The organism is Gordonia sp. Z-3, assembly GCF_036233855.1.
Classification (GTDB): Bacteria; Actinomycetota; Actinomycetes; order Mycobacteriales; family Mycobacteriaceae; genus Gordonia; species Gordonia tangerina.
On record NZ_JAZARS010000017.1, the window covers coordinates 63854 to 86001 of the forward strand.

20 protein-coding genes are annotated in these 22148 nt (G+C 61.8%); 10 read left to right on the forward strand and 10 right to left on the reverse strand.

What is annotated here, in order from left to right; all coding sequences use genetic code 11:
* Nucleotides 1–96 precede the first annotated feature (96 nt).
* Nucleotides 97–1539: a hypothetical protein gene (locus VX037_RS18785; RefSeq protein WP_328715363.1), complete on the forward strand. Its 1443-nt coding sequence runs from the start codon at nt 97–99 to the stop codon at nt 1537–1539.
* Nucleotides 1540–1590: 51 nt separating this feature from the next.
* Here VX037_RS18785 and VX037_RS18790 read toward each other — a convergent pair whose 3' ends face one another.
* From VX037_RS18790 to VX037_RS18805, 4 genes are all read right to left on the reverse strand, one after another.
* Nucleotides 1591–1776 carry an alpha/beta fold hydrolase gene (locus VX037_RS18790; protein ID WP_328715365.1) on the reverse strand — a complete coding sequence of 62 codons (186 nt, stop codon included), beginning with the start codon at nt 1774–1776 and terminating at the stop codon, nt 1591–1593.
* A 208-nt stretch (nt 1777–1984) separates the two neighbouring features.
* A complete protein-coding gene (locus tag VX037_RS18795; RefSeq protein ID WP_328715367.1) occupies nt 1985–2287 on the reverse strand; it encodes a toxin in 303 nt (100 codons plus the stop codon).
* Complete coding sequence (locus VX037_RS18800; RefSeq protein WP_160900404.1) at nt 2284–2511, reverse strand: ribbon-helix-helix protein, CopG family; 228 nt, start codon at nt 2509–2511, stop codon at nt 2284–2286. The genes VX037_RS18795 and VX037_RS18800 overlap by 4 nt, the downstream gene beginning before the upstream one ends.
* Before the next feature lie 153 nt (nt 2512–2664).
* Entirely contained in the window at nt 2665–3120 is a 456-nt protein-coding gene (locus VX037_RS18805; RefSeq protein WP_328715369.1) for a helix-turn-helix domain-containing protein, read from the reverse strand.
* An 874-nt stretch (nt 3121–3994) separates the two neighbouring features.
* On the opposite strand from VX037_RS18805, the gene VX037_RS18810 reads away from it, so the two are divergent.
* Complete coding sequence (locus VX037_RS18810; protein ID WP_328715371.1) at nt 3995–6304, forward strand: helix-turn-helix transcriptional regulator; 2310 nt, start codon at nt 3995–3997, stop codon at nt 6302–6304.
* A gap of 126 nt (nt 6305–6430) precedes the next feature.
* Nucleotides 6431–6895 (forward strand): SRPBCC family protein, encoded by a 465-nt coding sequence (locus VX037_RS18815; protein WP_328715373.1) that lies wholly within the window; start codon nt 6431–6433, stop codon nt 6893–6895.
* Nucleotides 6896–6947: 52 nt separating this feature from the next.
* Here VX037_RS18815 and VX037_RS18820 read toward each other — a convergent pair whose 3' ends face one another.
* Nucleotides 6948–7607, reverse strand: coding sequence for an NADPH-dependent F420 reductase (locus VX037_RS18820; RefSeq protein WP_328715375.1), 660 nt, complete (start codon nt 7605–7607; stop codon nt 6948–6950).
* 941 nt (nt 7608–8548) lie between these two features.
* Nucleotides 8549–8866 (reverse strand): hypothetical protein, encoded by a 318-nt coding sequence (locus tag VX037_RS18825; protein WP_328715377.1) that lies wholly within the window; start codon nt 8864–8866, stop codon nt 8549–8551.
* 129 nt (nt 8867–8995) lie between these two features.
* Here VX037_RS18825 and VX037_RS18830 point away from each other — a divergent pair, with 129 nt between their 5' ends.
* Entirely contained in the window at nt 8996–9394 is a 399-nt protein-coding gene (locus tag VX037_RS18830; RefSeq protein WP_328715378.1) for a hypothetical protein, read from the forward strand.
* 25 nt (nt 9395–9419) lie between these two features.
* Here the strand turns inward: VX037_RS18830 and VX037_RS18835 are convergent, their stop codons facing one another.
* Together VX037_RS18835 and VX037_RS18840 are read right to left on the reverse strand one after the other, a co-directional pair.
* The gene (locus VX037_RS18835; protein ID WP_328715380.1) at nt 9420–10490 is read right to left on the reverse strand and encodes a hypothetical protein; all 1071 of its coding nucleotides are present in this window, start codon (nt 10488–10490) and stop codon (nt 9420–9422) included.
* Nucleotides 10491–10649: 159 nt separating this feature from the next.
* Nucleotides 10650–11258, reverse strand: coding sequence for a TetR/AcrR family transcriptional regulator (locus tag VX037_RS18840; RefSeq protein WP_328715382.1), 609 nt, complete (start codon nt 11256–11258; stop codon nt 10650–10652).
* 251 nt (nt 11259–11509) lie between these two features.
* On the opposite strand from VX037_RS18840, the gene VX037_RS18845 reads away from it, so the two are divergent.
* Complete coding sequence (locus tag VX037_RS18845) at nt 11510–12820, forward strand: lipase family protein (protein WP_328715384.1); 1311 nt, start codon at nt 11510–11512, stop codon at nt 12818–12820.
* 25 nt (nt 12821–12845) lie between these two features.
* Here the strand turns inward: VX037_RS18845 and VX037_RS18850 are convergent, their stop codons facing one another.
* On the reverse strand, nt 12846–13445 hold the full coding sequence (locus VX037_RS18850; protein WP_328715386.1) for a hypothetical protein: 600 nt from the start codon (nt 13443–13445) through the stop codon (nt 12846–12848).
* Nucleotides 13446–13479: 34 nt separating this feature from the next.
* Nucleotides 13480–14478, reverse strand: coding sequence for a glycoside hydrolase family 26 protein (locus tag VX037_RS18855; protein WP_328715388.1), 999 nt, complete (start codon nt 14476–14478; stop codon nt 13480–13482).
* Nucleotides 14479–15453: 975 nt separating this feature from the next.
* On the opposite strand from VX037_RS18855, the gene VX037_RS18860 reads away from it, so the two are divergent.
* From VX037_RS18860 to murJ, 5 genes are read left to right on the forward strand one after another with little or no spacing between them, the layout of a single operon-like run.
* Nucleotides 15454–16869, forward strand: a complete 1416-nt coding sequence (locus tag VX037_RS18860) for a sugar transferase (RefSeq protein WP_328715390.1) — start codon at nt 15454–15456, stop codon at nt 16867–16869.
* Nucleotides 16869–18170: a UDP-glucose dehydrogenase family protein gene (locus tag VX037_RS18865; RefSeq protein WP_328715392.1), complete on the forward strand. Its 1302-nt coding sequence runs from the start codon at nt 16869–16871 to the stop codon at nt 18168–18170. Before VX037_RS18860 ends, VX037_RS18865 begins: the two co-directional genes overlap by 1 nt.
* Nucleotides 18171–18183: 13 nt before the next feature.
* Nucleotides 18184–19167 carry an NAD-dependent epimerase/dehydratase family protein gene (locus VX037_RS18870; protein WP_328715394.1) on the forward strand — a complete coding sequence of 328 codons (984 nt, stop codon included), beginning with the start codon at nt 18184–18186 and terminating at the stop codon, nt 19165–19167.
* Nucleotides 19152–20303 (forward strand): glycosyltransferase, encoded by a 1152-nt coding sequence (locus VX037_RS23755; RefSeq protein WP_442903704.1) that lies wholly within the window; start codon nt 19152–19154, stop codon nt 20301–20303. The genes VX037_RS18870 and VX037_RS23755 overlap by 16 nt, the downstream gene beginning before the upstream one ends.
* Nucleotides 20300–21919, forward strand: a complete 1620-nt coding sequence (gene murJ, locus VX037_RS18875; protein WP_328715395.1) for a murein biosynthesis integral membrane protein MurJ — start codon at nt 20300–20302, stop codon at nt 21917–21919. Before VX037_RS23755 ends, murJ begins: the two co-directional genes overlap by 4 nt.
* Nucleotides 21920–22148: the final 229 nt, after the last annotated feature.

The window sequence follows — 22148 nt, forward strand, 5'->3', positions numbered from 1 at the left end:
CCACCCTTGAATACGGACCTGTTTCGCAAAGGCGAACAGCGCAAAGACTTTTGAATGCCTAACAAAACTGACGCACGGCCGATCGAGGAGGATCTCATGGCTCGCGTAGAAGGGTTCGAACCGGCGAACAGTGGGCAGACGCCCACCGGTCCCTGCGGTGTGTGGGGTGACTCCGACAGCGGGGCAGGCGTTTTGGGTACCAGTGGCGTTCTGCCGTCCGGAGTGCAGAACGCGCCGACGGGCAACGCCGGCGTCGAAGGGCACGGCGTCGACACTCTCGGGGTGTTCGGCCGCAGCCAGTTCGGGACCGGCGTACTCGTCGTCACCTTCCAGCAGGATGTCGGATCGTCGTCCGGGGTCTTCGGTTCCAGCACCGCCGGCGGCAACGGAGTGACAGGTTTCGTCGGCAGTGCCACCGGTGTGCGTGGGTCGAGCGTGCGCGGTGGCGGCGTGCGCGGCAGTGGCGCCACGTTCGGGGTGCAGGGGGAGAGCTTCGGCGGCTCCACCTCGATCGGGGTGGAAGGGCGCGGCAGCAACGGCGTCGGCGTGCGTGGCAAGAGCCAATCGAACAGTGGTGTCGTCGGGGTCACCACCGGGTCGGGCTACGGCACCTTCGGCCTGCACTTCTCGCAGGATCCGGGCAGCGGTGTCTTCGGCGAAAGCGTTCTCGGCGATGGCGTCGAAGGCCACAGCTACACCGGCTTCGGGGTGCGTGGCGAGGGCCGAGGCGGCGGGGTGCATGGTGTGTCCACCTCGCGTGACCCGGCCGCCGGCGGCGTCGTCGGCGAGAACCCATCCGGTTTCGCCGGGGTGTTCCTCGGCCGCGTCCGCGTCACCGGCTTCCTCGCCAAGGCCGGTGGTGGATTCGAGATCGACCACCCGACCGATCCGACCAACAAGTACCTGCGGCACTCGTTCGTCGAGAGTCCCGACATGCTCAACGTGTACAGCGGCACCGTCAGCACCGACGAGAACGGCGAAGCAGCGGTCCGGCTGCCGGACTACTTCGAGGCCCTGAACCAGGATGTCCTCTACCAGCTGACCGTCATCGGCGACTTCGCTCAGGCGATCGTGGCGCGCGAGGTCACCGACAACGAGTTCACCATCAAGACCGACCGGCCCAAGGTGAAGGTGTGCTGGCAGGTCACCGGAACACGCAAGGACCCGTGGGCGACCGCCAACCGGCTCGTCGTCGAAGACGACAAGCCCGCCGAGGAGAAGGGCCGCTACCTGCACCCCGGGGCGTGGGGACAACCCGAACAGACGCCGACGGACCGGGAACCCCACCGCACCAACCATCGGCGGCAACTGACTCAGCTGATGCCCGAGCAGCTCAAAGACCGCATCGAACCCGCGCTGCGCGAGGCCGATCACCTCGACCGGGACGCGTTGCAGCGCTTAATGACCGAGATGTTGGACCGGGTGCATCCCCAGGGAGCCGACGAGCGGGAGCGGGTAGTCGGTGGCCGGGTCGAGGAGGAATTGCGGCGGTTCCATGAGGACGCCGGGCTGGGTACGCCACGGGAATCCGGGGCCTGACACCGGTGGTCAGGCGGCCGCGGTGGGGTTTGTCTCGTCGACGGGGCACGCTCAATCCCGCAGGATCTCCACCACCGCCGTGGCGAACTCTTCGGGCGCCGCCAGATGCGCCATATGTGTCTGACCGTCGAGCACGTGAATCCGGGCGTCGGGCATCGCGGCGCTGCTCCCGCGGTTTGATGCGGACCTGCTGCACCGGTCGATCGACGGCAGCGAACTGACGGTGTACCCGGACACCGGGCACCTAGTCCTGCTCGAACGGACACAGTGGGTGGCGCGCGATATCGCTGATTTCCTGCACCGGCATTCGTAGTGCCGGCCAAGATCACTGACGTCGGCGCGAGGCTGGAAACTCGGTTCTCGGTTCGGAACTCAGCCAGCCGGTCCGAGATCGGTGCGGGTGACGGTGTTCTCACTCTGGCGCGTCAATCGAGCCGGCAACAGGCTACGTGATTAACGCAGTCATCAGTCCCACGGCCTGGCGCAATGCCTCGGCGCCGATATTTCCGATCGGGTCGTCGAGGGCTGTGACCGGAAGCCATTGCACCAGTTCGGGAAGTGCCACCCCCTCGGGTCTTCCGACGGCGACGACCATGGCCATCGTGCCTTCGGGGACCGGTCCGGGAATGTAGGGGCACACGATGATACGTCCGGTATCCGCCGCGATATGGATCGAATTCGACAGCACCACAACGTATATCGTGCTATCGGTGTCGCGGCGAGGCGCGATGTCACCGGGAGCGATCACAAGCCGGCAGCCTTGTTTGCCTGATGGATCATGTCGGCATAGTCGTCGATGTTCAGCGCCGGAACTGTGTGCGTCGTGTAATTCGTGAGAGCAATCCGAAGATGTTCATGTCGCAACGCGCGTTCGATCAGCTCAGACCGATTCAGACCCGCTGCCTTCGCGTCGGCGTCGGCAGTGGCCAAGACCGCGCTGTCGAGAGTGATGGACACTTTATCCTTGGCCATATCGGCATAGTACCAACAGTAGGACGAGTGTATGGCCATCTGTCATCTCACGGTCGGTGACGTATTCGGCTCAGACGAGTTCGGGGGTACGTTCGCCGATTCAGCCGGCAAGCCAGGCGTCGAGCACGACGCGGAAGGTTGCGGCCACGAGTGTCAGCGCGTGGCGATGAAGCCGTCGGTCTCGGTCGGTCGGGGGTCAGGGGCAGCGAGTTCGGCGAGGGCCTTAGCGCGTTGGGTGCGCGTGCGTTGTTGATAGGCCAGGACGTCGGTGAGTTGCACGCGGCGATGTCGACCGGGAGTGGTGTAGGGGATCTCGTTGTCGGTCAGCAGCCGCACGAGGGTGGGCCGGGTGATTCCGAGAATATCGGCGGCCTCTTGGGTCGTCAGCAGCGTGCGGTGCGGCTCAACAGTCACTGCGGTGCCCTGAATGAGGTTGGACAGCACTGTTGTCAGGATCTGTCGCAACTCCTCGGGCAGCTGCGCAGAACTCTCGCCAGCGCTCACAATCACCGAGTGGTCGGCGGTGAGTACGGCAAGGAGTGCGTCGAGTTGCTGCACGTCGCCGCCGTCGGTGTCGGGAAGAACTGTCTGCTCCAGCAGAGTGGTCATAGCCCACAGGCTAAATCGAAAAAAGCGAAAATTCACTATTGGTTTTCTGTATCCGATCGCCGCGGAATCGGCCCGTGAAACCAGGTCAGACGCGAGACCTTCGCCGTTCATGGCACCCACCCGCTTCACCACATGTTCGCGACTGCGGATACCGGCCACGGCATGAACGGACGCTGACGAGGTAGACGTTCCGCGGAACGTTCACCGACGGGCCGTGGGCACCCGCCCGATCTCGTCGGTGGTCAGCGCACCGGTCCGAAACAGACGCCTCAATGGTGCGGCCCAGCGCAGAGCTCCAAGCGTCGGCGGCTGGCGAGAGGGCGAGCCGCCGAACTTGCGCGCAGCGGTGCGGGGCGACCGCCGCGAATGTTCTGAAACGCAGCTATCCAGCCCTCGACGCCACCAGACGGTCACAGGAACATCGCGCCGATTACGATAGCCAGGAACGCTGCGAGGCCACCCACAACCAAGACAGCGGCACTGAACATGTCGATGACTGAGGACATCTGAGTCACCTCCTTCCCCGTTAGCAGGTCGGCGGGGATGAGTCGCCACCTTCCGGGAAATGAATCATCGCTGATGTGCAGCGTGAACCACTCAGTGTGTGACCACTGCATTTGACCCCTGACCTGCATCTTGTCTGCGTACGACGGAGGGGTGTGGCGCAATGATCACAGCGAAAAGACGCATGGCAGGCACAGTCGATCGGACTCGCAGGTGGACGTGCCACATTGACGCGCACCGGGTTGGCCACCGGTCTTATCCGTGTTCGAAAACGAACACCAAATCCAGGCCACATCTTTCTCGTAGTACGGCCTGACTGATCCGAGGGGTGATCGAGGCGCTCACTGCGAGGGCGTCGGGGACCGGCCCCGTGGTGATTGGTGTCGATGACGTCCACCTGCTCGATGACCTGTCGGCGTTCGTGGTGCACCAGATCGTTGCGCGCGGAAGGGTGAGGGTGGTGCTCACCGCCCGCGACGACACACCCATCCCTGCCGCGATCCAGGAGGCATGGACGGCCGGGTGCTGTGACCGTCTGGACCTTGCGCTGCTGACCTGCGACGACACCCGCGACCTGCTGTCGGCCGCCCTGACCGGGCCGGTGGATGCCGACGTCACCCGTCGGTTGTGGCAGCTGACCGGCGGCAATGTGCTGTACCTGCGCAACATCGTCGAGCACGAGGTCGCCACCGGGGCGATGGTGCGGCGTGACGGGTTCTGGCGGTGGACCGGCGAGCCGAGTCTGCCGCCGAGCCTGGTGGGCCTGATCGAATCGCGGATCGGGACACTGCCTGAGCCGGTCGGCGACGTGGTCGACGTGGTCGCCGTCGGCGAACCGATTGAGCTGGGCGCCCTGACTCGGATCACCGATGCCGCCGCCGTCGAGGAAGCAGAGACGCGCGGTCTGATCATGCTTGAGCCGCCGGGCACCGGAATCGGGGTGCGTGTGGCCCATCCGCTCTACGGGCAGGTGCGCCGCGACCGCGCGGCCCGCACGCGGCTGCGGCGGCTGCGGGGACTCGTGGCCGCCGAACTGGCCGCGTCGGGCGACCGCGATGACCTGCGCGTGGTGGTGCGACGGGCCGCGTTGGGTCTTGATTCGGATCTACCGGCCGACGCCGATCTGCTGCTGCGGGCCGCCTATGGCGCGGTGTGGCTCGCCGATCTGTCGCTGGCGGATCGGCTCGCGCAGGCCGCCGATCACGCCGGCGTGGGAGCGGAATCGAATCTGGTGCGGGGACATGCGTTGTCGTGGTTGGGGCGCGGTCAGGACGCCGAGGACGTGTTGGCCGCGATGAGCACCGTCGACCTCTGTGATCGTGACCGCGCCCGGTGCGCGTTCCTGCGGTCGAGCAACATGTTGTGGGCGCTGTCGGACCCGCAGCGGGCGAAGGAGCTCATCGACGATGCGGCGGGCACCATCGCCACGGACGCACGCGACTACATCGACGCCTTCCGCACGGTGTATTGGTTCGCGATGGATCGGCCGGAGGAGGCGGTGGCCGCTGCGAAGAACCTGGTACCGCAGGAACTTCCGGTTGCCGGGACGGAAGTGTCGTGGGTGCTGACGCAGATCGCCGCCGACGCCGGCCGCACCGCCGAGGCGGTGTCGGTGGCCGACGCCGGCCGTGCCGCCGCGACCCGGGCTCTCGACGCCCCGCAGATGAAATTCAACATCGCCGATGCGGAGGTCAGCGCGCTGCTGTTGGCCGGCGAGATCCGATGCGCACTCGATGTCGCCGAGCACGTCCGTGCGCAGGCCACCGACCTGCGCGGCGCGGCACAGCTTCTCGGTTCCGCAGTGGCGGGTCGGGCGGCATTGGGCGCCGGCCGCCTCGACCAGGCGTGCTCGTTGCTGCAGACCGCAGCCGACGGTCTGTCTGTGGCGCATGCGCAGGGGTGGGGATACCGGTATCGGATTGCGCACATCACCGCACTCGCCCTCCGCGGACAGACGCCGGAGGCAGCTGCGGCACTCGCCGCGCATCAGAAGGTGCGCAGGGCGTTTCGCTCGCTGGACCACGAGCACGCCATCGCACGCGCATGGGTGGCGGCCGGTCAGGGCGCGGTCAGCGAGGCGGTCAGCATGGTGCTGTCGGCGGCCGACCGTGCCAGAGCGGCGCGACGGTTCGCCGACGAAGTGCTGTGCCGGCAGACCGCCACTCAATTCGGGGATACGGCAAGCGCATCGAGATTGCGTGCGCTGGAATCGGTGGTGGAGGGTCCGCGGGTGGGGGTGGCGGCCCGGTTCGCCTCGGCCCTGCGCGACGCCAGTGGCACAGACCTGCTGTCGGTGTCGGCACAGTTCGAGGGGATGGGTGATCTCGTCGCCGCCCTCGATGCGGCCGCGCACGCCGCACTCGTGTTTCGTCTGGACGGCAAACGGGGATCTGCGCTGGCCGCCTCGACCCGCGCAGACGGCCTGGCTGAGCAGTGCGGGGGTGCGTGCACGCCGGCGGCACGTCGAGCGTCGGAGGATCTGCCGCTGACCGATCGTGAGCGAGAGATCGTGATGCTGATCGGTGCGGGGTTCTCCAACAGGGAGGTCGCCGAGCGGCTGTTCCTGTCGGTGCGCACCGTCGAGAGCCACGTGTATCGGGCGATGTCGAAGACCGGGACCACCACGCGTGGCGAACTCGCTGCGCTCCTTCCGGGCCACCGCCGCCCCGGGTTGCAATGACACGGATGGCTGAGCACGTGTTGGTGCCACTCGCCGGCGCCGCGTGGGCCGATGCGTCGAGCGGGCAGCGCAGAGCTCTGATCACGTGTCGTTGCCGAAATGCCATTCTTTCGGCACGGTGGAGATATGAGTGAACAAACGAGCGTCACAGTCGAACGAGTCATCGACCTGCCCGTCGACGCCGTATTCGACGTGCTGAGCAATCCCGAACGTCACCCTGACCTGGACGGGTCCGGGTTTGTGCGCAGCGTCGACCACGCCGATCGCATCCAGCAGGTGGGTGACGTGTTCACCATGAACATGAATGGCCCCCACATGGGCGGCGACTATCAGACCGACAACCACGTCACCGGATACGCCAAGGACAAGCTGCTGGCCTGGCAGACCGCGCCGGCCGGCACCGAGCCGCCCGGGTGGGAATGGCTTTGGGAGTTGGAATCGCAGGGGCCGAGTACCACTCTGGTGCGCCACACCTACGACTGGTCGAAGGTCACCGACAAAGACCTCCTCGAGAAAGTGAAGTTCCCGCTGGTCACCGAGGATCAGCTCGAGGACACCCTCGGCAACTTGGCTGCAGCCGCCACCGGCTAGGCAACACCGATCGCGGACGGGCCCGACTCACCGAGTCGGGCCCGCTGCGTTGTCAGGCCCGCCACTCCACGGAACGCTCCGGCGATGCCTCGGCCAGCGCCTTGAGTGTGTTCTCGATGTCGTAATCCTTGCCGTACACCGGGGTTCCGGGCTGCTGGCGCCAGGACTCGGCGAGCGGACCGGCGTCGACGGGGTCGAAGCCGAGTTCGTTGACGATCCGGGACACGATCTCCTTGCCGGTCGGGTCGTCGCCGGCGATCGGAAGCGCGATTCGTCCGTCGGTTCCGGCGGGCGCACCCTTCTCCAGCAGGTGCTTCCAGTAGATGCCGTTGAATACCTTGTACACCGGTACGCCGAGCAGTTGCGACACCCAGACGCTTTCCGGTGTGCCGTTCTCGATCGCCTCGATCTTGCCGTCACGTTGCTGCGGGTAGTAGTTGTTGGTCTCGATGACCGGCGCATTCTCCTTGCGGGCGTCGAGAATTCCCGGCGCAAGGTCGGGGGTGTTCTTCTGCGGGATGCTGACGATCACCAGATCCGCGTCCTGTGCGGCATCGGCCGCCCACACCGCGGTGGCACCGGTCTCGGCGGCCAGCTCGGCCAGCGTCTCCGGGGCCCGCGAGTTCGCCACGCGAACCTGATGGCCCAGGGCCGTCAGGCGACGGGTCAGTGTTCCGCCGATGAATCCTGCACCGATGATTCCGATCTGCACGACTGCACCTCATTGTTCGACGATGTGTTGACCATTCGCGCAACGAGGAGATCGGTGCGGTTCATTCCCGTCTTGCCAATGGGTGATGAGGCACGCATTCGAGGTGGACTCGTGATCGGGCGATCCGGACACCCTGGGGCAGCTTCCGGGCCACCACAGCCGCTGCGCGGCAACTATCAGCCCGATGCCACCGAGCGCCAGGTGGCGAGCTGGCCGAAGTACTACCTGTCGCCAACGGGCGGGTGTTGATATGCCTACTGATCGCGGTAGGTAGATGGGGTGGGGCCGGAGTCGTCGTTGCTGACGCCGGATGCCAACCCGCTGGGTGTATTGAGAAGCTGGTCAGTTTCCCGGGGTTCGGGCAAGGCGCATCATGTGATTTCAGAAGTCGTTCGCGAACCAAGCGGTCCGGGTCAGAATCAGCACCACCATGAAGATCGGAGTCAGTATCGGTAGAAGAAGTTGATTCCACCGTTGCACCGGCAATCTCGCGTGATCACTACCTTTGCGACGTTCTTGCCAACCGTCCATTGCCTCCAACCGAAATTCCACCGCTCGGTGAACACAACTCGTCCGGAGAAGTCTTTCATCTGGATGTGATACCAGGTGGTCTGCGTAGATCCACGGCCCAACGAGGCGCCGACACCCAGCCGAAATTGAGGATGCGCAGACCAGGTCAGCGTGCTGACGACACTGGAGTCCGTTACCTGCTTCCCTGCCGCTAAGTTCTTGTAGGTGGCCGCATTTGCCGGCGAAGATACGGTCACGAAGAGTAGGGCGCAGAAAGCCGCCACTATTCCGAGAATCACTCGTCGAAACAATCCGTTTCGGGCTATCATGCGCTATTCGCTCCTCATTCTTGATGTACTCAGGTCAAGATTAGATGAGTTGGAAGAAGCGGCACTATCCTCCGTTTTGACGACAGTTGGCGCCGGTGGTGATCAACGTCGAATTGGGCTGCCATGACCTTGCGGGCCGATGATGTCGACCGCGTGAAATTGAAAGGGCATCATCCACGACGACAGTGATGCCGATGTGGCAGTGGTCATTCCGTTGGCGGCGCCTGCTCCGAGCAGGTTCTCACGGTGATCAGGCCGGGTGAGCCTTGCACGATCGCCAAGACCGCGGGCTCCTCGGGAATCAATGCCAATTGGACGCAGACGTAGCTTCAAGAAAGGAAGCCTGTGGCGATCGCCCAGGTTTGGCCGGCTGCCGGTGATGCTGGGCACCGCGCTGTTCGACACGGCCAGGATCGACACCGGCGCCCGGGTGTTCGACCAAAAGTGACGACGCGGGCTAGCTGGCAGCGGTATCAAGTTCGGCTATGCGAATCCGGAGGCGCCGGGGGAGGGACGCCACTGGCGACACCGAACACACCCGGAATCGATTTGGACAGGTTCGAGTGGATCGCCGACATCACGCAGTTCTTCTACGACGAGAGCGACCCTCAACTCGCCTTGTCGAGGGCGAGCACGTTCTTCGGTCTGATCGACCATCCGATCGCGGCGGAGATCATGGTCACGGTGGGCGGCACCGTCCTTCAGACGGCGCTTGTCTTGAACGCGGCGATCGAAGACATCGACTTCGATTCGATCGACGAGACCTTCGCATACATGCGGGAGAATCCCGAGGCGTTCTGGGAAGAACTGCCGGGAGCCGCGGCGCAGGTGTTGCTGGACACGATCGGCGACGTGATAGCGATCGGGAAGATCGACATCCTCGGGGTGAAGATCCCGGAGGTGAAGCTGCCGGACATCAAACTTCCCGAGATCAGATGGCCACTGTGACTCCGATCGGCACCCTGGAGTTTCTCTAACAACTGATGATGACCTGCGGGTCGGTCGTCATGTCGAGCCATTTCCCGTACGCGTCGTCGTTCTCACGCCGAACGGCAGCGCACACCTCCGACTGCGAGTAGCCGGTCGGCTTGTAGACCGCATAAATCGGATTGCCCTCATCGCTCTGCTGGCGCAGTGACGGGCACGACTCGTCTGTGCGCAGGTACTTCGCGCCCGGATGTGCGGCGAGGGCGTTGCCGACCTCTGTGGCGTAACTGCCGGGGTTGGTGGCGCTGTAGACCACCACGATGCCGAGACCGTCGCACGCGGGTCGGGTGATGGGCACCGACAGCCCGAGGTCGCCGGCACCATCGCCCGCGGCCTCGCCCTGCGAGTCCCGCGCACACATGGTGAAGTTGCCCAGCTCTGCCTCGGGGACACCGTCAGCGCGGGCCTCGTCTGGGCACTTCATGGTCGGGAAGGCTGTGTAGAGCACCCACTTCCCGCCGACGATGTGTGCCAGTCCCGAGCCGTCACCCACCGCACTCCACGTCACGTGTGCCCAGCCGTCGTAACAGCGTGGCGACACGATGATCGGCTGCCCAAGGTCCGCACTGATCGCCTCGGCGGTACACGCTGGGCCGCTCGGTGTCTGAGCTCCTGCGCCAGAATCCTGAGGAACGACGATGAGCGTCGCATCGTTGCTCTCACATTTTGTTCCGTATCCGGCGATCTCTGCCGCCGCCGCGGTGGGACTCACGCATGTCCATCCGTCGAACACCGCCGAGTTCGTGTTGCCCTGACGCACCAGCGACGGATCGGTGAAGTACCGGTTGATGAGCGCGACCGCAGCCGTACACTGCATCGCTCCGGACTGCACCACCACGCTGCCGGGTGTGCCGCTGGCGAATGTGACCGTGCCGCACCGCGTTCCCGGGCCCGCCAACTCCTGGGTCTGCTCCATGTTCGACAACCCGGTCGAGGAGTCGGACGCCGACTGCGGTTCGCCGGACGTGGCACATGCGGTCGCGATCAGGACGATGCTCAACACGGCGGCGGTCAGTGCTCGGTGAAGTGTGAAGAACCGTGGGGTCCGGTACCGCATCGATCTCTCCCATCGTCGCCTGTGGCGGCCCGACGCTAGCGCATGCGAACGTCCGGCGACGGGGAGATCGGTCAGGTTGCGTCATTCAGACGAATTGAGAACGGCAACTCTGTCGTCGGCAGGCCAGATAGTCCACAGGACCGTAGCCATCGAGTGATGTCACCGCGAAGCGCGCATCCCCGCTCGGAGGGTGAGCATGAAGTCGGTCATGGCATCCGCCAGTTGGGTGCGGGTTTCGCTGGTGAAGGCACCGTCGGACTGGTCCAATGCGTCGGCGATGAGGTCGAAGATCCCGCCGGTGGCCGCGACCGCCAGGTGATTATCGTCGTCGGTGATGGCGGCGTCGAACCGCGTCCATACCGAGCGGACCAGGTCGGCGGCCTGGCGGCGGTTGGCGCGGCGTTGTCGCTCGACGGTGGGTGAGATCCCACCCGACTGACCGAACGTGACCACTCCGACGCGGGGGTCATCGGCCAAGGCATCGACGAAACTGGTCAACAACCGTCGGGTGAGATCGGCCTCGGACTCGTCCGATTCGTCGGGGATCGCGTAGAGCCGTTCGAAGATCGAGTGGGTGTTGCGCTGCAGCAGTTCGAGATAACACGCCTCCTTGGTGGAGAAGTGCTCGTAGAACGCCTTGTTGCCGACGTAGGCCATCTGGCAGATCGCCTCTATCGACGAGTTCGCATACCCCTCCCGGGCGAACAAGTCGAGCGCCGCGTCGAGGATCAACTCACGGCGTTGTTGCGCACGCTCGGTCGCGTCCATACCTCTGATGCGTCGTCCTGATGACGACGGCGCAGCGCCTCGTGCTCTTCCGGTCACCTTCGAAAGTGTAGAAGCAATTACGAACAAGAGCTCTTGTTAATAAAAGGCGCGTGTGTTGTACTGCTGTGGCTTACATCACCAACGACGGGGGGCGGCGCGTGAACAACCGAAACTTTGATGCGGCTCTGCGCAGGCGCACGCGCGGTAGGGGCTTGCGGGAGAGAGCTTTTCGTCGAGTGGTGACGGTACTGATGACCGCTGCGCTCGTAACCGCGGCGGCACTCACAGCCGCCGTCGCGGAAGCGGCACCGACATTCCCGGACACCTTCCCGCCGAATCAGAATCAGTTGCCTCAACTGCCGCGTGAGCCAGACATCTACCGCGCGCTCCCGATACCCACCCCGGATGAAGATCCGTGGTACCGCGACCCGCCGAACATCTCCGCCTACGAGCCAGGTCAGGTCGTTCGGACGCGGACTGTCCAGACGCGCGTGCTGGGCATCCCGTTCCCGGTGCACACCAAGCAGTTGTTGTACCGATCCGAGGATGCGCACGGCAAACCGATCGTGACAGCGACGTCGGTGATCGTCCCGGGCATTCCTTGGCAGGGGAGTCCTCGCCCCGTCGTGTCGTTCCAGGAGGCCATCGACTCCACCAACTCATCCTGCAATCCGTCACACACCCTGCAGACCGGCACCTTCAAAGAGGCAACGCTGGCAACAAGTTGGCTCGCACAAGGATTCGCTGTGAACATCCCGGACTTCGACGGCAAGTTCAACACGTTCAGCACCTGGGACGAAGGCAAGATGGTGCTGGACAGTCTGCGCGCAGTGAGGAACGACAAGACACTTGGCCTACGCGACTCAGCATTTGCACTCTACGGATACTCCGGCGGCGGATCGGGTTCCATCCGGGCGGCCGGCCTCCGCCGGACCTACGCGCCGGACGTCAAGATAGTCGGCACCGCCATGGGCGGGGCGCCCGCAGACCTGGTGGCGCAGGCCCGCTACGCCACAGGCCCGCAACCGGGAGTTACCGGAATCAGCAATTTCACGATGTGGCTGGGCTTCGCCGCGTTGTCACGCGAGTATCCGAAGATCTTCGACGCCGACGCGCTGCTGACACCGGCGGGGCGGGCCATCGTTGCCGACCTCGGCGACCGGTGTGTGTACACCGCCGCGATGACCGGTATGTGGCGACCGATCCGCGACTACTTTCAGCCGGGCAAGACTCTGGAAAAAGCACCCGGAGTGATGTCGCTGCTGAAGGAGTTGAGCCTGGACAAGCACATTCCCGATACCCCCGTGCTCTGGTTCCACGGCATCTGGGACGAGCTGATCCCGCCGTCGACGGTGGTGTTGCCGGTGGTGCGCAAGTACTGGGCAGCGGGGGCTGACCTGCGTTTCGCGACCGTGCCTCTACCGGAGCACGTGGCCAACGCGGCCGCCGGTTGGGTGCCGGCCCAAGCGTGGATCAGCGCCGTGTTGCGTGGTGAGTCACCGGGTCCGCGGTTCAAGCTCGACTATCCCGCGCCGCTGCCGCAGGGGTTTCCGGGCACGTGACATGCTCCGCGTCAGCTATGCACCCTCACGACCCCGTCGCCACCGGCAAGCAATACCCGAACACGCACACCTTCTGCATCTCGATCGGCGGTGTGGTGGTCTCCGGCGCGGGCGCACTGGTCGGCGCTGCCTCACTGGGAACCTCGACCCGTACCGGCGTGGCCCCCGTTGCCGCCCCCGCAGGCAACGGGGGAGTGGTCCCCCAGTACTCCTCGGCGGTCGGGTCGACCGGTGGGAGGGTGACGGTGCGACATCCCCAGTAGATGTCGTAGCTCCCGTCGGCAATGGTGGTGGACCCGGTGGGCGACGGCGGGTCGCCGACCGACACCCGCATCGTCAGCTTCTTGCTGGAGCCGGCAACGATCAGCGCGTTGAGCTGTTCGGGTGTTTGGTAGCCGAAGGCGAGGTTGCCGGCCGAGAGTTCGCTGTCGGCGGGTACGCCGAAGATCTCGCAGCCGACGCGTTTGGTGGAGTCGTTGTGCGCGGTCAGTGCCACGGTGTTGCCGCTGACGGTGGGTGCCACGGTGACGTCGCCGGGTGCTGCCGATGCGGTCGGTGCCAGCAGGCCGGCGACGAGGGCGGCCAGCGCCGAGCCGGTGGCGATGCGGCGGATTCTGCTGCTCATGCGGGGACTCCTTTGTCGGTGCGTTCGGGTCCGGTCAGGTGCGGTTGATCAGGTGGGCGAGCATGCTGCGGAAGGCGCGGATGCTGTCGTCGGTGGTGTTGAATCGCCAGTCGCGGTCGCGGTCTTCGGCCTGATACCAGAGCAGCGCTTCGACGCGAGGATGCTGGGCGACGACGGTGCGCAGATCCCGTATCCAGGCGGCCTTTCGGCCGGGCCAGGCTGCGGCGCAGGCCACTTCGGTGAACAAGACGGGATGGTTGCCGTCGAGGGAGGTGATCACCTCGAGGCTGCGGTCGAACAGGTCCGACGGCAGGGTCCACCGGTGGCCGGGGACATCGCCCCAGTTGTAACCGTCGAGACCGAGGTAGTCGACCTCGCTCGGGTCGGGGTAGGCCTCGACGAAGCTGCCGGCTTGGTCGGTCAGTGCGTACGGCGCCCACAAGAATTTGATGGTGGCGGTGCCGGCCATGTCGAACAGGGCACGCATGCGTGACCAGGCGGCGCGGTAGAGCTCAGGGGTGTTGCCGTTGACGCCGACTGACCACGGATACCAGGGGGTGTTCATCTTGGGGGCGAACCGCACGAGTAACGGTTTGCCCCAGGAGGTGAGTTCAAAGGCCCAGCGCTGCAATGTGTCATCGAAGGCGCCATTCGCGACGCGCTGTAGTGAGTACTGCGGTTGATTCGGTCCGCCGTCGGCCACGCCCGGTTCCAGCGTGAGTAGGGGAGTGGCGCCTGCGGCGGCGATGATGTCGAAGTCGGTGATGGGTGCGGGTTCGTCGATAAAGGCGTAGCGGTGAATGTAGGTGGGGTGGATCTCGGCGAGTGTGGCGAGCCGGGAGATCGGCGACTCCTGCGACGGTGCCGGCACCACGCTGGGGATATAGGCACCCCAGGAACGTGTTTGTGTCGACGCCCCGGTCGACTCGGAGCTACAGGCGCCGACGGTGAGCGCGGCGGTGCCGGCCAGGGTCGCGCGCAGCATGGAGCGGCGGGACAGGTGAGTGGGTGGCGTCGGTTGCGGAGGACGCATACGCAGATTGTTGCGTCAAATTGCGCAAATATCCAGTCGAGATGCGAAATCACAACGGCCGTTGACCAAAATGCGTCGAGATAGGGAGAGGCTATTCCGGAAACAAATACTGCTGACGGAATAGCTTGTGCTGCTGACGATTACGTCTGTGCAGAGGCGACTGCGGATCATTTGCAGTCCGTGCGGGAAAAGCTCGCAGATGCTCAACGGTCGTTGCATTGAAAATCGAATCTGATTGAGACGTCGGTGACCCCATGCGTGATGCTGTGACATGAGTCTCAAACGTGCGGCCAACGGCGAGAATGCAGCCTTGATGCAACGATCCCTTGTTTTGCCGTCGACACATTCTTGCGCTACGGATGTCAACATTGGGTTACGCGCGTGGTGGTGATCGAGCGAGAAAGTAAAGGAAAGAAACCCGCGACTCGAGATTCTAAAGGGGCCCTGTGTTCGTGATCGCGAGGCACTTCTGGTGCGTGTTGGCGACGCTATGCAAATCGGGTCCAGGTGCGTGGTTGGGAAGCTGCACCCACCCAGGGTGAGCCTCTGCGGACCCAATAACGCTGAGTAACAGCGCTTTACGGTCGGTACATCATGGGACTGCGCTACGACCACGCGACGTCTACCTGCTGAGCCGAGATCTTCACATCCGCCCTTCAACGCGCGTTGTGACGCAACGGTAGTGAAAGAAATCCCAGCTCCGCACATGGATTTTCAGGTTGTCAAAGCACTTAGCCTCGCTTACGCTCGCACCATCCACATCAGTCAAGGAAATGGCTGAGGGCGGCTATCGAAGGCGATCTCGCTTTCGTGCACCTGTTGTTCACATTCGTATGTAAATCTTGCGTGGTACTACCTAGTCGGGGAGGTTGTGCAGTGGTCAATAGTCGAGCCTTCGGGGGGGCTCGCGAGGATGACAGTCGCGTACTGCGGTTGCGTTCTGTGAGTCGTGCTCAGGCACATTCGCGCTCGTGGATGCACGGGTACCTTGTGCGACTGGCGTGGTCGGACATCCTGGTGGTTGCGACAGCTATCGCCATTGCCCAGATCGCGCGCTTCGGCGCGGACGGTGCGACGCTCCCAAACGGAGCAACCGGCGCGCCGGCCGCGCTGGTGTCTCTTTCGCTCGGCATCGCCTGGGTGAGCACGTTGCGTGCGTTCCACACATTAGACCGCCGCGTCGTCGGGGCGGGATCGCAAGAGTACAGCCGGATAGTCACCGCGTGTCTGTCTGTCTTCGGCGTCCTCGCCATGCTGGATCTCCTCTTCCGGTTGAACATCGCGAGAGGTTTCTTGGCTATCGCTTTGCCTGTCGGGACCGTGGGGCTCGTGACCTCCCGGTGGCTTTGGCGCAAGCGACTTGGGCGGCTGCGGGCGCAGTCGAAGAATCTCGAGCACGTGCTGGTCGTCGGCGAGCCCAGGTCCAGCATCCCTTTGATCGAGCGCCTGATTCGCAATCCTGGTCTGGGCTATCGGGTTGTCGGCATGTGCTTGCCTACGCACAGCGGCAATAGGCAGGACATAAGGGTCGGTGACCACAAGGTCAAGATCTACGGTGACTTCGACGACGTCTGCCAATCAGTTGCCGATGCCGGTGCGACAACGGTGGCAGTCACATCTGCTGAGGCTCTAGGGCACACAGCGATGCAGAGTCTTTCATGGGATCTGGAAGGCCTCAATGTGGATATGGTTGTTTCTCCCGGAGTCGCAGACATAGCCGGACCCCGAATGATGCTTCGGCCAGTAGCCGGCCTGCCCATGCTTCACATCGACAAGCCGCGCTACGAGGGCGCCAACCGGTTTCGAAAAGCGGTTGTCGATCGGGTTGGGGCGGCGCTGATCCTGTTGTTCATCGCGCCCGTTCTGATCGCTGTGGCCATCGCGATCAAGCTTGACTCGCCTGGGCCCATCTTCTACCGCGCGACGCGAGTGGGTTTGAACAACGTTCCGTTCGAGATGTGGAAGTTTCGGTCAATGGTTGTCGATGCCGACTCACTCAAGGCGGAACTGCATGCGGTCAACGAGGGGTCCGGAGTCCTCTTCAAGATGCGTAACGACCCTCGGGTCACGCGAGTTGGATCGGTCATCAGGCGCTACAGCCTCGACGAAATGCCACAACTGTTCAACGTCCTGGGCGGATCCATGAGTCTGGTCGGTCCTCGTCCCCCGCTCCCAGACGAGGTAGAGAGGTACGACGGGCGCGTAGCCCGACGCATGCTCGTGAAGCCGGGCATGACTGGGCTGTGGCAGGTCTCCGGAAGATCCGACTTGTCATGGGAAGAGTCTGTGCGGCTTGATCTTTCCTATGTCGAAAACTGGTCGATCATGCAAGATGCGCAAATTCTATGGAAGACGGCGCGAGCCGTACTAGCGAAAGACGGAGCTTACTAATGCGAATGGTTGTCCTTGGCCTGGGCTATCTTGGAGCCACTCACGCGGCGTGCATGGCCGAACTTGGCCATGAAGTACTGGGTATCGAAGTCGTCGATGAAAAGAGAAGTGCCCTCGCCGCGGGAAATGTCCCGTTCTACGAGCCTGGACTACCTGACCTACTCAAGAAGCACATTGAGACTGGGGCTTTGACGATCTCGGGCTCTTATGCCGAAGCGGCAGACTTTGCAGATGTGTTCTTTATTGCCGTCGGAACTCCGCAGAAAAAGGGGGACTACGGTGCGGACCTTCGATACGTCGATTCTGCAATCGAACAACTCATTCCGCTACTAAAGGACGATGCGACGATACTCGGTAAATCGACTGTGCCAGTCGGGACATGCCGACGACTTGCTGAGCGTGTGGATGAACTAGCCAAAGACATCGATGTTGAGGTAGCTTGGAATCCGGAATTCTTACGTGAAGGCTTCGCAGTTAAGGATACGCTGGAACCGGATAGGCTTGTTATAGGTACGTTTCCCGGTGGCAAAGCGGAAGAGATAGCGCGCGAGATTTATGCACCGATTCTCGAGCGAGAAACTCCGTTCATCGTAACTAACCCTCCCACAGCCGAGCTAGTTAAGAACTCAGCCAACGCATTTCTTGCTACGAAAATCTCTTTCATCAATGCGATCGCTGAAGTGTGTGACGCCGCTGATGCAGATGTGAAGGCCATTGCAGATGCTATTGGCCACGACGCGCGGATCGGCCGGAAGTTTCTGAATGCTGGGCTGGGATTCGGAGGTGGATGTCTACCGAAAGACATTCGAGCATTCATGGCTCGCGCCGGCGAGCTTGGTGCGGCGGAAGCACTCAGCTTTCTTCGCGAAGTTGACAACGTAAACATGAGGCGTAGAACAAGAATGGTGGAACGCGCTCGCGCAGTGTGTGGTGGGTCGCTACTGGGCGCAAGTGTGGCTATTCTTGGGGCGGCTTTCAAGCCTGAATCGGATGACGTCCGAGACTCGCCTGCTCTCAACGTTGCTGGGCAGATCCAGTTGCAGGGCGCATCCGTCGCGGTGTACGACCCGAAAGCCATGACGAACGCTAAGTCTCAGTTTCCGACCCTCGACTACGCCTCTTCGGCACTGGACGCGTGTCGCGGCGCTGATGTCGTGATGGTTTTAACAGAATGGGACGAGTTCACCTCCCTTTCGCCGAGCAAGGTTGGCGATGTGGTGCGAAAGCGAAACATAGTTGATGGCCGACTGTGTTTGCCAAGAGATGCATGGCAGGTGGCGGGTTGGAAATACTTCGACTGAAGTCCAGGCGAATGTGAGAAAAGAAGGACTAGACTTGTCACGGTACCTTGTAACTGGCTGCGCGGGATTCATTGGCAGTGCGATATCTGATTCCCTGCTGCGGGCTGGCCATAGTGTAGTTGGTATCGATAGCCTAACTGACTATTACGACGTGGATCTAAAAAAACAAAACGTTAGCGAGCTATCCGATTACGAACGGTTCGAGTTTCAGGCCCAAGATCTTTTGAATGCGGATTTTGACAAAATACTCCCCGGGATAAGTGGAATCTACCACCAAGCTGGACAACCGGGCGTGCGTAAGTCATGGGGATCAGACTTTAGCGGGTATGTCGACAACAATATAATAGCCACTCAGCGAATTCTTGAGGCCGCTCGCTCGATGACCGAGCCGCCGAAGATTGTCTACGCGTCTTCGTCGTCCGTCTACGGCAACGCGGAGACTTATCCTACGAACGAGTCTATTACTCCCCAGCCGCGAAGCCCATATGGAGTGACAAAACTCGCTGCCGAGCACCTTTGCAGTCTGTACGCCGATAACTTCGGGATAGACACTGTATCTCTACGGTATTTCACCGTATACGGTCCAAAGCAGCGGCCTGACATGGCTTTTTCTCGTCTAGTTTCGGCTGCATTCCAGGGGCCAACCTTTGAGGTATACGGTGACGGCACGCAGGTCCGGGACTTCACATACATAACTGACGTTGTGGATGCCAACGTGAAAGCGATGACGAGTGGCACAAAAGCGGGATCGATCTACAATATCGCGGGCGGCAGCAACGTTAGCCTCCGCCAAGCCATCAGTACGATTGAGATGCTGGCCGATTGTCGGCTTTCGATAAAGTGGTCCGATGTCGTGCAAGGTGACGTACGTCGTACAAGCGGGGATACGGCTCTTGCTTATCAACAGCTTGGCTGGTCCCCACGGGTCGATCTTAAGGAAGGGCTTCGCCGGCACCTCGCTTGGGCTGAAGCCTCTGCGGCATGTCGGGATACCTGAGGGTGAGTCGTACTTCTGAGCCGCCTGTGAGGCAGCACGATGTCAGTCAACTGAAACGGATTGCCTTCCTTGTGCCTTCGCTAGCTGGCGGAGGCGCTGAGTTCGTTGCGAAGAGTTGGGCACAAGCTCTGTCGAACAAGGGCATCCACGTGACTGTCATCCAGACTCACCCGAAACCCGGGACTGCTGCTACAGAGTTCACCCAGGTGGCACTAGGCGGAAGCAGTTTCTGGCAGCGAGTATCTGAAGTAAGACGCGCAGTGAGAGCATGCGAAGCAGATGTAGTCCTAGCTATGATGCCGTACTGGAATAATCTGCTGATTATCTCCACCGCATTCCTAGGCGCAAGCAAACCAGCGATCGCAATTAGCGGGCGGAATATGGTGATTCCACTCGTCGCTGAGCAAGGCTTTGCAATGAGGGTAAAGCACTGGATGTCGAGGCTTACCTACAGGCACGCGGATGCGTACGTTGCAATTTCGCATCCGGTTGCCGCCGAGGCCCAGGCTCTCTACCACGTCTCAAGTGACCGCACATGGGTCATACCGAACCCTTCGCTAGCAAAGGAGGCGTTGCGTCCTCATGTTGACCGCAGCGCGGATCAGAATGTTATCGAGATTGTCGTTCCCGCTCGATTAGTTCCGCAGAAGCGACCGCAGTTGGCAGTCGATATCGCGCACTTAGTCGCGCACGAATGGGGTTACGCGGTGCGGCTAAAGTTCTTTGGTAAGGGTCCGCTGGCCGAACCGGTGGCTGAAAGATGTCGCAAGCTAGGCATCCCGTGCGAGATTAGATGGTCTGACACGTGGTACGACGAGTGTGGAACCGGTGTAGTGTTGCTGCCCTCTCTATCTGAGGGGTTCGGGAACGTACTGCTCGAAGCAGCGCGCTCGAGAATATGGGTCGTTGCATCGTCTCGCTGTCTCGGCGTCGCGGACGCCATCATCCCCGAAGTTACAGGAATACTGACGGCCGGGGACCGTGCGTGTGACTATGCCGCGGCAGTGGTTGAGGCGAGTCGACGACCTACGCCGGCTCCTCCCGCTGGATGGCTACAGCGGTTCTCTTCGACTAGCAGCGCGGAAGCGCTCGAGTCGGCATTGCTGGCGGTTGTTCGCGATCGAGGTCGGCGATGAGCACGCTGGTCAAAGAGCACGGGGTCGGCCGGACATCGGCTACCGCGTCGATCGGCACACTGGGGTCAAGGCTTCTGGGTTTTGTGCGCAATTGGCTGCTAGTCATAGCGATCGGTACGGGCGTACTCGGCGATGCGTACAACTTTGCGAACAATATTCCAAACATGATATTCCTTCTTCTGGGTGGAGGAACAATCGCGGCGGTTTTTGTTCCGCGTCTGGTGGATGCATACGGCCAGTCCGAAGCTGATGGCGATCGCTACTCAACCTTTCTGGTGCTCGCCGCCGTTCTATTCGGCGTTTTCGCAACTGTAGTTGTTTTCGTATGCTTCATGGTTGTGCTTCGAAATCTAGTAACTAGCGAATCAGATTTCGGCTCCGAAGCAACGAGGGTGTTTGCGTTCTGGTGCATCCCTCAGGTATTCTTTTTTGCAATTATTGCCGCATTGATTCAAATAGTGAATGCAAAGGGTAGGTTCGCGGCCGTTTCTTGGTCGTATGCTATCTCTAGTGTTTTGGTGATAGGTGCTTCTGTCGCGATAATCATCCTGTCGACGCGGTGGGGTGCCGCGAGCATCGGGGACGAACAGTGGCCAATAGCGATACTGGGCGCGGCGACCTTGAGTGGAACTGCCTTGCAGGCGGTAATGGTCTGGACGATTGCTCGAAACGTGGGATTCAGATTTAAACGGTTTCACACCATCAAGGGCCTGCATTTGCGTGAGACTCTTCGTACAGGCGCTTGGACGGTTGCCGCCGCTGCGTGCTATCAGATTTCGGGTCTCATAGTTGCGGTTGTCGCTCTTAACGTTGGATTCAGTGGAGGAAATCAATCTCGAGGGTACGCCGCCCTCAGCAATGCGCAGATGATTTTGTACTTCGCGCAAGCAATAATCGTGGCTAATGTTGCGAATGTGATGCTTCAGCGACTATCACGAGAGTTATCGGCGGGCCGGCAGCATGAATCGGCAAAGCTAATGAGGTTGTGTCTGATTCGTAGCACGACGTTGCTGGCTCCAGTGTGCGGTGTGGCAATCGTGGCGGGGCCAAGCGTCGTAACAGTTGTCTACTCGTTTGGCGCAAACAGTTTATCTTCCGCGCGATTCATCGGAGAACTGGTGATGCTCTTGTTTATTGGCTTTGTTCCTTTTGGTCTTCACTCGATCCTGATTCGTCCACACTATGCAATGAAGAACGCAGTGCCGCCACTATGGAGTGCGATTCGAATCAATCTTGTCTGGATAGGGCTGTCCTTGGCTTCGGCGGCAATCTTGCCCGATCGATACGTAGCATTAGGTTTGGCGCTTTCTTTCGTTGCGGCTTACAGCATTGATCTCCCTGTCAAGCTTCATGGTTTGAAGGGTGGTCTTGTCGTCTACGAGGCTACCGACCGCCGCACCGTGGTGCGAGTCTGTATTGCGCTCCTTGGCGGTGTCGTTGTCGCATATGGTTGCAGCGCGGTTCTGTCCTCGATGACAGGTTCAGGTGGAGTCAGTGTGGTTTCGCTCCTTATAAAGACGTTGGTATCCACGATAGTTTTTCTCGCGGTGTACGCCGCTATAACCCGCCGCAGCGAAGGTTCGCTGATCCAGTCAGTCCAGTGGCTTCTGCGGTGATCAGTATGTTTATGTTTTCTACGCATGCGGAGGGCAGCGGCTTGGCTAGTTCGACCAGACGTCTTATTGTTGAACAGTTTGATCCCGATGCTCCGAAGCCGGGTGGAATTGACACTTGTATACGCGGCCTTATCAAGTTCAGGCCGGCTGACGAGGAACTTTGGGTCGCAGGCGTTGACGCTATTGGAAACAAGGAGCTCGGCAAATGGACACAGATGACTCTGGAGGG

Excerpts from the sequence above, each read along its gene's own strand:
- VX037_RS18785 (WP_328715363.1), top strand. The coding sequence starts at position 97 with ATGGCTCGCGTAGAAGGGTTCGAACCGGCGAACAGTGGGCAGACGCCC.
- VX037_RS18800 (WP_160900404.1), bottom strand. The coding sequence starts at position 2,511 with ATGGCCAAGGATAAAGTGTCCATCACTCTCGACAGCGCGGTCTTGGCC.
- VX037_RS18805 (WP_328715369.1), bottom strand. The coding sequence starts at position 3,120 with ATGACCACTCTGCTGGAGCAGACAGTTCTTCCCGACACCGACGGCGGC.
- VX037_RS18815 (WP_328715373.1), top strand. The coding sequence starts at position 6,431 with ATGAGTGAACAAACGAGCGTCACAGTCGAACGAGTCATCGACCTGCCC.
- VX037_RS18835 (WP_328715380.1), bottom strand. The coding sequence starts at position 10,490 with ATGCGGTACCGGACCCCACGGTTCTTCACACTTCACCGAGCACTGACC.
- VX037_RS18840 (WP_328715382.1), bottom strand. The coding sequence starts at position 11,258 with ATGGACGCGACCGAGCGTGCGCAACAACGCCGTGAGTTGATCCTCGAC.
- VX037_RS18845 (WP_328715384.1), top strand. The coding sequence starts at position 11,510 with ATGACCGCTGCGCTCGTAACCGCGGCGGCACTCACAGCCGCCGTCGCG.
- VX037_RS18850 (WP_328715386.1), bottom strand. The coding sequence starts at position 13,445 with ATGAGCAGCAGAATCCGCCGCATCGCCACCGGCTCGGCGCTGGCCGCC.
- VX037_RS18855 (WP_328715388.1), bottom strand. The coding sequence starts at position 14,478 with ATGCGTCCTCCGCAACCGACGCCACCCACTCACCTGTCCCGCCGCTCC.
- VX037_RS18860 (WP_328715390.1), top strand. The coding sequence starts at position 15,454 with ATGCACGGGTACCTTGTGCGACTGGCGTGGTCGGACATCCTGGTGGTT.
- VX037_RS18865 (WP_328715392.1), top strand. The coding sequence starts at position 16,869 with ATGCGAATGGTTGTCCTTGGCCTGGGCTATCTTGGAGCCACTCACGCG.
- VX037_RS23755 (WP_442903704.1), top strand. The coding sequence starts at position 19,152 with ATGTCGGGATACCTGAGGGTGAGTCGTACTTCTGAGCCGCCTGTGAGG.
- murJ (WP_328715395.1), top strand. The coding sequence starts at position 20,300 with ATGAGCACGCTGGTCAAAGAGCACGGGGTCGGCCGGACATCGGCTACC.